This is a genomic window from Arenibacter sp. 6A1, assembly GCF_012272855.1.
Lineage (GTDB): Bacteria > Bacteroidota > Bacteroidia > Flavobacteriales > Flavobacteriaceae > Arenibacter.
The window spans coordinates 207,077-219,407 of record NZ_JAAXCQ010000001.1; the positions used below are offsets into that span (position 1 = coordinate 207,077).

Genomic DNA, 12,331 nt, shown 5'->3' on the forward strand with positions numbered 1-12,331 from the left:
ATACGAGTTATATCCTTAGACCGCCATGAAAAGCACTCTATTACTTATTATTTTCCTTTTGCTTAGCCTTCCTTGTATGAGTCAGAAAGAAGCCTATGTTCTATATAACGCCAAAGGAAAGAAGGTTTCTTATAAAAAGATGCTCAAGACCCTGGCAAAGAAAGACATCGTTTTATTTGGAGAAATCCACAACAATCCTATTTCCCATTGGCTGCAATGGGAGGTTACCGCAGATCTCCATAAGGACCACCGACTTATTTTGGGAGCAGAAATGCTCGAGGCCGACCAACAAACGCTATTGGATGATTATTTGATCGGCCGTATTAGCGCCAAAGAACTGGAAACAAATGGCCGCTTATGGTCTAACTACCAAACAGACTATGCTCCTTTGGTCAATTTTGCCAAAGAAAAACAACTAGCCTTTATTGCCACCAATGTGCCTCGGCGGTACGCCAGGCTAGTTTTTAAAAATGGTTTTGAAGTACTGGACTCGCTTCCTACCCAAGAAAAACAGTGGATAGCTCCCTTACCGATCGCTTTTGACAGTGAGCTTCCTACTTATAAAAATATACTTAGCATGATGGGCGACCATGGTTCCCCTAAATTAGTTATGGCACAAGCCATAAAAGATGCTAGCATGGCACATTTTATATTAAAGCACTATAAAAACGACCATGTATTCATCCATTACAACGGCAATTACCATTCGGACCATTATGAAGGTATTTTATGGTATTTAAAAAAAGAAAACAACGCTTTAAAGTATGCCACTATTTCTACGGTTTCCCAGAAAGATATTACTGTTTTATTAGAAAAGAACAAGCATTTGGCCGACTTTATCATTTGTGTAGATAGCGATATGACCACTACTTATTAGGCTGTACAGTGTTATAAGTAGTACTATAGGCTTATTTTTCTGAAAGTTTGTAAAAAGTTTTTTCTTACACACGACTTACCACACACAAAACACCTTAATTTATACATTTTAAGAACATTACCTATGAAAATAATATAATTATTCAAAATAACAAGGTTGAATTTAACTTTATTTAAAGATTTTAATGTTTTTTTTCCGACAGTAAAACCATTCTTTTTACTTACAAAAGTAATTTATAATATCTTAGGATTCTATTTTCCTGATTTTTGCAATTCATACTTTTTCAACTTACCATATGCCTTTCCAATAATTGTATAAACCCCATAAAATCATGGGATATAGATGTTTTTTTCGATAAAATAAAAGCAAATACATCATTATATTAAAAAATAGTATTCCTTCTTTTTAACACAAAAATGGAGCATTAGATGTGAGTAATAGCTTCCAATTTATATAGTACTTTAGTTTGTTTTAGCGAACAAACAATCGTGCTATTTATCGGATAAATTGGTCTTTTGTCTATTAAATAAAAGAGTTAATAGACAAAAGGAATAGGTTTATCGACAAATAACCCCTAACCAATCTAAAATGAAAAAATTACTTTTTATTGCCCTTGCTTTTGTAAGCACCTCTATTTTTGGTCAAACAACTGGCAACACTGAATTAACCGTTAGCATTGCTAAAACTTGCTCTATCACCGTTGGTCAGGCAACTGTGGCTATTGCCATGAATACACCCACGCATTTTACAGGTGGCAGCGCATCAGGAAAGCTGACCGATCATCTCCAAATTTCATCTAGTGCAGCTTATACAGTTGCCGTCAAAGCTTCTGCAGCAAATTTCACGAAGGACGACTTAGCAACGGATTTGGGTGTATCGAATATTTCGGTTGTGGCAACCGATGCGGGAAATGACATTTCCACCTATCAATCAACATTGAGTACTGCCTCACCACTTACAGTTGCTGTATTATCTACCACTGATCAGAATGTCGTTACAACAACGGGCGGAGACTTAAACCGTGGATATGATGTAGACTACCAAATATCCGCAGCAAATGCCGTAAACTTTTTAGATAGAACGGGAGAACATAAAACGACTATAACCTACACCATCACCACCCCATAAAATGAGTTAAACCCATAGAATAACATTAAAAAAATACCGGCCGCTATTAACTGGGGGCCGGTATTAAAAATTTTAAAACTATACCCCAATTTTTAAATGGGTTCTTTAATCTCTTAGCCACCATAATATGGTTAAGAGAAATAAAATAAGTACACTTATAAGTTCTTGTCTAAATTAAATCCCCCAACTATTGAACACTTGTTTGTACACGAACTACCTATCCCAATTTTCTTTCTTGTTGCTACTGTGTCTTTTCCTTCCTTTAAAGGCTCAAAATACGGCAGCGGCCCAGGTTAATATAACTTTAGCCCCTATCTTGTCCTTAGAAATATCCCAAGCTACGGTGAATATCGACATGTCTTTACCATCGCAATTTACACAGGGCAGTAGCTCTTCATTGCAAACTGATCATATAAAAGTTAGCACAACCTCGGCCTATACTATAAGTGTGAATACATCAACTGCAAATTTTGAGTTAACTGGCAGTAGCACTACCCTAGCCGTAAATACTGTTCAACTAGAAGTAAGCCCAAATGTGCCAAGCAATGTAATTACATATACACCAATTTATTTAAGTCCCACTTCAGAGGTTATTATCGATTCTAATGCAGAAACGGTTACTCAAACTTTTAATGCCCAATACAGCATTCCAAATGCTAAGACACATCAATATTTAAATAGAGCATCGGGAAATTACAAAACTATGGTAGTATATACTATTGCCCCTAAGTAACCAACGAAATAACAAGTATTAACCGATCATATTTTACAGAATAAATATAGCCCTTATGAAAACACTTATTTTACTTTTCTCCTTATTATTAATTCCCCTAATGACTATAAATGCTCAGGCCGGTATTGCCGTAACTCCTGGGCGGGTATTTTATACGGTAGCCCCAGGCGGAGAAAACATACAGACCATAAAAGTGAACAATCCTACCCAAGGGGAGCTAGAGGTAGGGGTGTCTTTTGCCGATTGGGATTATGAAACCAACGGTAACAATAATATCGTTGAAGCCGGCACTTTGGAAAATTCCTGTAGTGATTGGATTCAAGTATTTCCAGACACCTATTTTATTTTATCAGCGGGGGAATCTAAGGATGTGCAGGTAATGATGAAAGTCCCATCGGAGCTAGACCATACCATTCCTGTACATACCTCCATGTTGTTTTTTACCCAGTTAAATCCAGGACAGAGTCAGAACAAAGAAGGAGCGGCCATACAGGTCACGGTACGAATGGGGGTAAAAATTTATCATAGTGCTGTATCGGAACCCATTCATGAGATTGATATCGTAGACTTTAAAAAGAATGAAGACGGTGCTGAGAAGAAGCAGGTTGCCCTTCATTTAAAGAATATTGGAGAATCGTGGACCAATGGGGCCGTTGTTTGGGAAATTATGAACAAGTCTACTGGTAAAACTATCAAAATGCCCAAATCGGAGTTTTACACACTTCCTGCAGACCTACGGGTGGTAACACAACAATTACCCCAAGATTTATCGCCGGGGAATTATACCTTATCGGCCACGGTGACTTATGGAGATAACGATGTCATTAATATTGCCGAGATGGACTTTAGTATATAATAAGGATGATAAAAACACTTTTAAAATACGGAGGTTTCCTTCTTTTCGTCTTTTTCACCGCCCATATACAAGGACAGCAATTTTTAATTACACAAAATGGCTACCCTGTATTTAGTTCTCAGAATAATTTGGATACTGGAGTAACACAGTCTAACCAAATAAGTATTCAAATTATCAACACTAATAATACCACCCATAATAACAACCATTTACTTAACCCCAGAGTAACCGTACGGCTATTAGATAGCTTTAGAAACACTTCTGCTAGCGCTTCTTCAATAGGTCCGAATATAGGGCAGTTAAGTTTTAACATGAGTACTATCCCTTCTCAGGGCGTAAATATAAACCCGCAGCATACCTCCGTATCCTTAAGTTTAGCAGAACAAGTATTATTAGTTGGTAATGATAGATTAAAAAGAGATGAAAGCAGTTATGTGTTTTATTACAATTTAGATATCTCTAGCGATCCATTGTTAAACACTATCCCTGACGGCAGTTATAGGGCCACATATGAGTTTAAGCTTTATGATGGTACGACACTATTAAAAACAGTCCAAGTTATTCAAGGAGCGGGTTTTGACAAAAATATGGCTCAGACCGAAAGTATTGTACTTCAAAACGCCGCCAATCTTCTAAATTTTCAATTTTCCACGGCAAGCGATTATACCGGAGAAAAATCTATAGACATCCAAAATGGTCTGAAGGTAACTTCGATTAACAATTATCAAATAACGGTTAAAGCGTCCAATTCCGATTTTATCTCTCATACGCAGTCCACCACTTTTCCGGTGTCTGTTTTAAAGGTAGTAGCCTCCAAAGCCGGTGACCAGAGCAATGTCGCTTTTAACGGCCCATTACAGCTATCTACCAGTAATCAGACGCTGATTACAAGGAGCGCTAATATCCCTCAAACCCTGGAGTATAATCTGCGTTTTTTTATGCCACCAAATTCCATTCAAAATTCGGTTGAAAGAGGAGATTACACTACCGATGTAACTTTTTCTTTAGTCCCTAACTAGTACTCAATAGAAGATTGAATGCCTCATTTTTATAAAACAACTATTCTATTCCTTCTTATTCTCGGGTTTTCCCTAAACCAAGGATGGGCGCAAGATGTTGTAATGAGCAGTACTTCTTCTTCTATTACCACCACCAACGGCGCGTTGATTACCCTTAGCTTGAAATTAGAAAACAAGCGTAATACGCCCATAGCTACAAAACTCTCCTTTACTTACGATGAAGAGGTTCTACGTTTTGTAAATATGTATCCCGATGGCTTTTCTTTAGCGCCCAACGAAACGCTATTTGTTCCAATAAAGGCCATCGTCTCTAGAAACGCCGCTTCTTTAGATAATGCTATTATTGGCCTGGGCTTATTATCCCTGGACGGGCAGTTGTTAAGCAAGCTGGACTTCCCTTTAAAAATAAAAGAGAAAAAATTAGTAAGACTGCAGCTATTAAATCAAAAACTTACTTTTGAAAAGGGAGGGGATACCCTTACTATTCCTGTTAAACTAAGCAATATGGGCAACACTCCACAAAAGATTAACTTAGTCACTCGTTTTTTTGAAAAGTCGCACAAAAAAGATTTTGAATTACTGAAATTTAATTTGGAGGCCTTTAGAGATACCCTACTCTATATCTGCAAAATTGTAGATAGTAAAACCCTTAAGGAAGACGAATTAAAAATAACGATTAAAGGGCTATATAGTGACGGCTCCATTTTTGGAAACAGTACCCTTTTCGCCAGTGCCATTAAAGAGTCGAGACGCTTTAAGCATCGGACAGAAGGGCTAAACCCTAGCAGCATGGCACGAAACAACCAAATACGTATTAGTATATTAAAAAATGGTGATTACTATCAATACTACCTATTGGCCAATAACCAGTTTAATTTAAAAAAAGGCACTTTGGAGTCCAACCTAGATATTAACTACATGGCCAATAACCAGCAGTATCTTATTCGAAATTCAAGACTTTCCTACGACTCGGAGTTTTATGGTCTTAGCGCTGGCAACATATATAATTCCACTGGTTTATTAAACCTAAACGGGCGCGGGGGTAGCGCTTATTATGAAGACCCAAACAATAGAATTGAATTGGGGGCTTTGGATAAGACCTATAATTTAATGGACGCCCGTAATGCCAGTAACGGAAGATCGGCGTGGGCAAATTTCACCCATAATGGTGGCTGGTTAAATAAGGGGTATGAAGTTTCTATGCTCTATGATACCGATGCCTTTAATAATTCTAAAAGCTATATAGCCGCAACAAAAGCCAGTATTCTAGACCAAGAAAATTTAAAGCTTCGGATAGGTGGCGCGCTATCGCAATTGCAATCTACAGGGAGCGAAAACGATTCAGAACTAGGGGGTATCGGAGAATTAAACTTCTTGGCCAAAAATGAAAATTTATCTTTTTCAAGTACCAACACCTATAGCAGCGCTTATTTTGCAGGATATCAAAGAGGGGCCTTTAATACCAGCGAAAGAATTAGCTATTCTAAGGAAAATTACAACCTATGGGGGTCTTATAACCTATACCGGTATTCCCCTAAACCCTTTGGGGACAACTATTTTATGAGTTCCGATTTTTTAAATCAACGCTTTGATATAGGGGTATCCAAAAGTTTTAAAAATTTCCATCTCTCCTTAACCCCTACTTTGGTCAAGGAAAAAAGAAATGAGCTAGAAACTGCCTTTCAAAATTCTGAAAGCTATCAAATGACTACCAAGGATATTATGTTCGGATTTAGTTTTTCCGATTTTCACAGCAAACAAAATCTGTCTTTAAATATAACCGGGGGTATTTTCCATTCGAACATGAACCCTGATTATCAGAAACATCTAAAAAGCTCCTTAAACTACAGCTATAAAAACTTTAGGGTGCATGCTTATTATCAAAAAAACCAGTTCCAAATAGGCGAAATTATTTCCCTATCCCGCTTAGGGACCCAAAAGGGCTATGAATTATTTAGTATAATGCCCTCATACCATCATGATTTTTGGGACAAAAAACTCCAATTACGAGCAGGCTTCAACTATAATAAAACACCCTTTGGTCCGGCACAGATAAATTTTAACGGCAGGGCAGATTACCACTTCAATAAAAATTTAAAACTGTTCTTTAACACCTACTATTCCGGGTTTGAATATAATTATTACCAAACTGCCACCATGGAGTTTGGGGTGGTAAAAAGTTTTTCGAAGATTTTAATGGATGAAAAAAAGCACCAATTACAGGTGTATGTATACCGTACCCTTGATACGGGGAAGGGCCTTCAAAAAGTAGCTGCTGAGGGAGAAATGGTCTTTATTGACAACAAAGCCTTTAGGACCAACGACAAAGGTATCATCACCTATAAAAAATTACCAGAGGGCACTTATAAGGTTCATGTTTCTAGCAAAAAAGACTGGTATGTTGCCGATGCTCGAGTAGATTTATTTGAAAATAAAACCATTGCTATGGAACTGACCAAAACGAGTACTATAATGGGCAAAGTGGGTTATAAATTTACCGCATTAAGCTATAAAACGTCCAAGGAGCTACACGGCTTCCCTATTATTTTGACCGATAAGGACGGAGATACACATTACACCAGAACGGATAACAATGGAAATTTTAGGCTGTATGTGCCCGAAGGCAGTTATACCATACAATTAGACAAACCTGCATATTTAGATATGATAGAAGTACCGGACAACCACCAAAACCTTGAGGTAAAATCCGGTGAGTTACAGCAGGTGAAATTCACCCTGAACATAAAAGAGCGACGCGTAATTCGCAAAAAATTCTAATGGCACGCTAGCCTAGTGAACAAGGTAAGCAAAGCCCTCAACCTGGTAGCTGTTTTTTTTTAAAAATTAAAGCAACTCAAGTAGTAGCCAAAGTACTTTGGTTTCTTAATTCAGCCTCCTATTCTATTTTTAGCAGTTCGTCCTACTAATTCTACAAATCGGTAGCAAAAGATTTCTTATAGTCCTTTTTATAACGAACTTGATACTAACTAAAAAACGCATACTATGAAGCTTTTGATCATTGGCGGGACAGGAAAAACGGGACGTCAACTTATAGCGCAGGCACTAGAACAAGGACATGAGGTAACTGCCATGGTACGCCAACCCGATAAGGTAAAGTTGACTCATTCCCACCTTCGAGTATGTAAAGGCAACGTGCTATCGTTACAGGACTTAGGAGCGGCCGTTAAAAACCAAGACGCTGTACTATCGGCACTTGGACATAAACGGTTCTTTATTAAAACCAGCATCCTGTCTCAAAGCAGCAAGAATCTAATTTTGGCCATGGAAAAACAGCACGTAAAGCGTCTTATAGCCATTACTTCCTTAGGAATTAACGATAGTCGGTATAAACTTGGGCTATATTATACCCTTTTTGTGATCCCGGTAATTCTATGGTTTTATTTTAAGGATAAATCCAAACAAGAAAAGCTTATCATGCAAAGTAATTTGGAATGGATTATTGTTCGTCCTGGACAACTGACCAATGGAAAAAAGAAATCCAATTACCAAGATGGAGAAAAATTAGGCCATTATATTCTTACTCCTTGCATCTCTAGGGCCAGTGTAGCCGACTTTATGCTAAAACAATTGTATGACAACACCTATGTACACAAAACTCCCACTATAATAAATTGATTTGGATATAGGCAAAGGCGTTTCACATCTTATCCTAGGACGAAACCTTCTTCCATACTGGTTTATTCATTAATTTTGTAGCTTATCAAATCACTTATATTACTGGGCCTTGGTCCACTTTACTACTATGAATACTACATTAACTTTTAGAACCGCAAAACCAGCAGACAAAACTTTTGTTGCTCCGCTTATGATTCAGGCCATGGAAGAATTGGCCTTAAAATTTGTGAATGGGAAACAGACCTCTGATGCGGTTGCTGTTTTTGAGCATTTTTTTGCACAGCCCCAAAACATCTATAGCTACGAAAACACCTTGGTAGCCGAAGACCATACGGGGATTGTAGGTTCTATCACCGCTTACGACGGAGGTCTGTTTCAGCAACTGCGACAGTCCTTTACAACATACTTAAAGGAGCATTACAACTTTAGCATGGCCTTGGAAAATGAAACTACGGAAGGGGAATATTATATTGATACCATCAGTGTAGCGCCCAACAAACAGGGCTTGGGAATAGGAAAAGGGCTTATCAGCACTTTAATACAACATGCTACAAAAAGAGGCTACCACAACATAGGCTTATTGGTCGATGTTTCTAACCCCAATGCTAAACGCTTGTATGAAAAGTTGGGCTTTACGACCATGGGGATCAAAACCCTCTTGGGCGAAGCTTATGAGCATATGGTGTACCAAGTGGGAGCTTAATATTTTTTTCACTCTTAAAAAACCACAACCATGGTAGCTATAGTATGGTTGTGGTGTTTTTTATAAATAATGTTCCCAGTCTTTCCAAACCACCTCTAGACCCTGCGCCTTTAACATCTCAGTTACGGCTTCGGTACTGCGTTCATCAGAAATCTCGAACTGTTCCAAGGATTGTTTTTCTACTGTATAGCCCCCGGGGTTGGTTTTAGATTCTGCACTGATAGAGGTAATCCCCAAATTAACGATATGGTTTCTAAATATTTCACTTTCTCGGGTCGAAATAGAAAGCTCTACATCCTCATCTAAGAGTCTATAGGCACAAATAAGCTGTACCAAATGGGGATCTGTCATAGCTACTTTTGGCTCTAATCCCCCGGAATGGGGTCTTAGTCTAGGAAATGAAATAGAATACTTTGTTTTCCAATAGGTCTTTTGGAGATATTTTAGATGCAGGGCCGTAAAAAAACTATCGGCACGCCAGTCTTCCAAACCAAATAATGCGCCAAGGCCAATTTTATGCACCCCTGCCTTTCCCAACCTATCGGGCGTCGCCAACCGATAATCAAAATTGGATTTTTTTCCTTTGGGATGGTGTTTTTTATATTCATCCCTATGATAGGTTTCCTGGTATACCAACACCGCATAGAGGCCGCTACTCTTCAGTAACTCATAATCTTCCTGATCTAAAGGCTGTACTTCTATAGTGATATTAGAGAAGTGCGAACGAATCAGTTGAATAGCATTCTCTAAGTAAGCTACCTCTACGGTAGTATTGGCTTCCCCGGTGACCAGTAAAATATGGTCGTAGCCTTTAGATTTTATATAAGCTACTTCTTGTAGTATTTCTTTATCGCTAAGGGTTCTTCTAGGGATTTTATTGGTCAGGCTAAAGCCGCAATAGGTACAGATATTTTGGCATTCGTTGCTCAAATACATGGGCGAATACATTTGTATGGTATTCCCGAAGCGTTTTTTAGTAAGCATACGGCTTAACTGCGCCATTTCTTCTAAAAAGGGGGCCGCTGCCGGAGAAATCAAAGCCTTAAAGTCTTCCAAATTTCGGTTCGGATTATCTAAAGCGTTTCTTACGTCCCTTGTTGTTTTAGCATAGATGCTTTTTAGGGTTTCGTCCCAATTATAGGTATCGAATAATTCTTGAAACATGGGCTATCTAATTACTTAAAAAGCTGGTTAGTGGACTACTAGCGGCCGCCATTTGAACTACGGGTGCCAATTTGGCCTTATAGGCAATTCTACCGGCCTCTACGGCCATTTTAAAGGCTTTTGCCATAGCTACGGGGTTCTGGGATACTGCAATAGCCGTGTTCACTAAGACCGCATCGGCCCCTATCTCCATGGCCAAGGCGGCATGGGACGGACTTCCGATTCCGGCATCTACGATGACAGGCACCTTGCTTTGGGCTATTATTATTTCTAAAAACTCCAAGGTTTTTAAACCCTTATTACTTCCTATGGGAGCTCCTAAAGGCATTACACATTGTACCCCAACATCTTCTAGTCGTTTGCACAAAACAGGATCGGCATGGATATAGGGCATGACCACAAACCCAAGCTTTACCAGTTCCTCGGCTGCCTTTAAGGTTTCTATAGGATCTGGTAATAAGTATTTGGGATCGGGATGTATTTCTAATTTTATCCAATTTGTCTCGAGGGCCTCCCTAGCCAATTGAGCAGCAAAAACAGCTTCTTTTGCCGTTCTTACTCCAGAAGTATTGGGTAACAAACTGATGTTTGGGTGCTTGAGATGGGCTAAAATATCATCGTTTTTATCCTTTACATCTACCCGCTTAAGAGCCACGGTGGCCAACTCGCTTTCCGAGGCCAACAAGGCTTCCTTCATTAAAAGGGAGGTGCTAAATTTACCAGTTCCGGTAAACAATCTAGAATTAAATTCCTTTCCTGCAATGGTGAGTATATCGTTGTTCATGAATGCTTTTTAGTTATTTTAATACTGTGTATTTTCTATGCTCCTAGTCGCCTTATACCCCTCTTGGACATATTGTCTTAGTTGGCCTATTCTTTCTGCCGATGTATTGGTTAGAAGTCCGGATACGGCAAGGCCATAAACTCCGGTTTCAAACAACACCTCAACATCTTCCTCTACAATTCCCCCTATGGCGTACACAGGCACCTTATGCCCATTATCCCTAAGAGATGAAACTATCTTTTGGATACCGTCTGCCCCCAAAACTGGACTTAGGTTCTTTTTGGTGGCCGTAAACTTATAGGGGCCCAATCCAATATAATCGACACCCGCCTTTATGAGCTCTAAACAATCTTCCAAAGTATTGGCGGTACCCCCAATTATTTTAGTAGTTCCCAACAGTAAACGGGCATCGGCAATATCGCTATCGGTCTTCCCTAAGTGTACGCCATCGGCATTGATGGCATGTGCTATTTTGGGGTGATCGTTTATTATTAAGCATGTATCGTTACCATTACAAATTAACTTTGCCGCAATGGCGGTTTCAAGAATCTGATCTTGGGGTATTTCTTTTAATCGCAGTTGTACCAAGCGGCAACCGCCTCGCACAGCTGTTTCTATATTTGTTAAGTGTTCCTCGGGAGTTTTTCCCTGGGAGATATAATATAAATGATTCATTTTCTTTTTTTCAGTGATAGCCCAATAGGCTGGAATTAGAGTTCAGAAAGGATTCTATATTGATTTTAGCCTTTTCACAGGCTTGATGCAAGGGTTGCCCTAATGCCAAATAACTCGCTATATAAGAAGACAGTACACAACCAGATCCGTGTTTTGGAAAAACCTTATCGACCTTTGGAAGAAAGCTATGCACCTCATCGTTCTTTAGATATAATACATCTTCTCCTCTTCGGTTTGGATGATGTCCGCCTTTCAGTAAAAGGTTGGTTCTTTGGGTGATTTCGGCTATATTTTTAGCGATATCCCGGTCTGGAAATAAATCTTGCACCTCCAAATAATTAGGGGTCAGCAAGTATATTTTTTCTAAAACCTGATAGAATTCTGTCGTATCCGAATCGTGGAAACAATAGGAAGTACTGGAAGAAAGGACAGGATCGAGCACTATTTTTATCCCTTTATTTTTTTGATGCAAAAGGGTTAGAATACTGTTTAATACTGTCCAGTTTTCTACTACCCCAATTTTTACAACCGTTATGGTAAATCGTTCGAAAAGGATGTCTATTTGTTCCAATATAACCGCTAAGGGCGTCCAATAAACCGCCTTTAAAGACACATCGTTTTGGACGGTATTAGCGGTACAGACTGATAAACCGTAACATTTTAAGGCCTCCATAGCTTTTATATCTGCGGTAATACCTGCACCACTTGAAGGATCTAGTCCGGCTATTGTCAATACATAAGGGCGATTATCCATAA

General features: G+C 38.9%; 12 protein-coding genes. 8 read left to right on the forward strand and 4 right to left on the reverse strand.

Annotated elements, in window-relative coordinates:
• Window positions 1–76 precede the first annotated feature (76 nt).
• From HCG49_RS00910 to HCG49_RS00945, 8 genes are all read left to right on the forward strand, one after another.
• Window positions 77–877, forward strand: coding sequence for a ChaN family lipoprotein (locus HCG49_RS00910; protein WP_410488977.1), 801 nt, complete (start codon window positions 77–79; stop codon window positions 875–877).
• Window positions 878–1,465: 588 nt separating this feature from the next.
• Complete coding sequence (locus tag HCG49_RS00915) at window positions 1,466–2,005, forward strand: hypothetical protein (RefSeq protein WP_168467690.1); 540 nt, start codon at window positions 1,466–1,468, stop codon at window positions 2,003–2,005.
• A gap of 190 nt (window positions 2,006–2,195) precedes the next feature.
• Entirely contained in the window at window positions 2,196–2,738 is a 543-nt protein-coding gene (locus HCG49_RS00920; RefSeq protein ID WP_168467691.1) for a hypothetical protein, read from the forward strand.
• A 55-nt stretch (window positions 2,739–2,793) separates the two neighbouring features.
• Entirely contained in the window at window positions 2,794–3,594 is an 801-nt protein-coding gene (locus tag HCG49_RS00925) for a hypothetical protein (protein ID WP_168467692.1), read from the forward strand.
• Between the two features lie 5 nt (window positions 3,595–3,599).
• Window positions 3,600–4,613: a hypothetical protein gene (locus tag HCG49_RS00930; protein WP_168467693.1), complete on the forward strand. Its 1,014-nt coding sequence runs from the start codon at window positions 3,600–3,602 to the stop codon at window positions 4,611–4,613.
• 18 nt (window positions 4,614–4,631) lie between these two features.
• Window positions 4,632–7,391 carry a carboxypeptidase-like regulatory domain-containing protein gene (locus tag HCG49_RS00935; protein ID WP_168467694.1) on the forward strand — a complete coding sequence of 920 codons (2,760 nt, stop codon included), beginning with the start codon at window positions 4,632–4,634 and terminating at the stop codon, window positions 7,389–7,391.
• A gap of 225 nt (window positions 7,392–7,616) precedes the next feature.
• Complete coding sequence (locus HCG49_RS00940) at window positions 7,617–8,249, forward strand: NAD(P)-dependent oxidoreductase (RefSeq protein WP_168467695.1); 633 nt, start codon at window positions 7,617–7,619, stop codon at window positions 8,247–8,249.
• A gap of 127 nt (window positions 8,250–8,376) precedes the next feature.
• Complete coding sequence (locus HCG49_RS00945) at window positions 8,377–8,952, forward strand: GNAT family N-acetyltransferase (RefSeq protein WP_168467696.1); 576 nt, start codon at window positions 8,377–8,379, stop codon at window positions 8,950–8,952.
• Between the two features lie 60 nt (window positions 8,953–9,012).
• On the opposite strand, the gene thiH is transcribed toward HCG49_RS00945, so the two are convergent.
• From thiH to HCG49_RS00965, 4 genes are read right to left on the reverse strand one after another with little or no spacing between them, the layout of a single operon-like run.
• A complete protein-coding gene (gene thiH / locus HCG49_RS00950) occupies window positions 9,013–10,116 on the reverse strand; it encodes a 2-iminoacetate synthase ThiH (protein ID WP_168467697.1) in 1,104 nt (367 codons plus the stop codon).
• 7 nt (window positions 10,117–10,123) lie between these two features.
• Window positions 10,124–10,900: a thiazole synthase gene (locus tag HCG49_RS00955; protein WP_168467698.1), complete on the reverse strand. Its 777-nt coding sequence runs from the start codon at window positions 10,898–10,900 to the stop codon at window positions 10,124–10,126.
• Between the two features lie 18 nt (window positions 10,901–10,918).
• Window positions 10,919–11,575, reverse strand: a complete 657-nt coding sequence (gene thiE / locus HCG49_RS00960) for a thiamine phosphate synthase (RefSeq protein ID WP_168467699.1) — start codon at window positions 11,573–11,575, stop codon at window positions 10,919–10,921.
• A gap of 10 nt (window positions 11,576–11,585) precedes the next feature.
• Window positions 11,586–12,329, reverse strand: coding sequence for a hydroxymethylpyrimidine/phosphomethylpyrimidine kinase (locus HCG49_RS00965; protein WP_168467700.1), 744 nt, complete (start codon window positions 12,327–12,329; stop codon window positions 11,586–11,588).
• Window positions 12,330–12,331 lie beyond the last annotated feature (2 nt).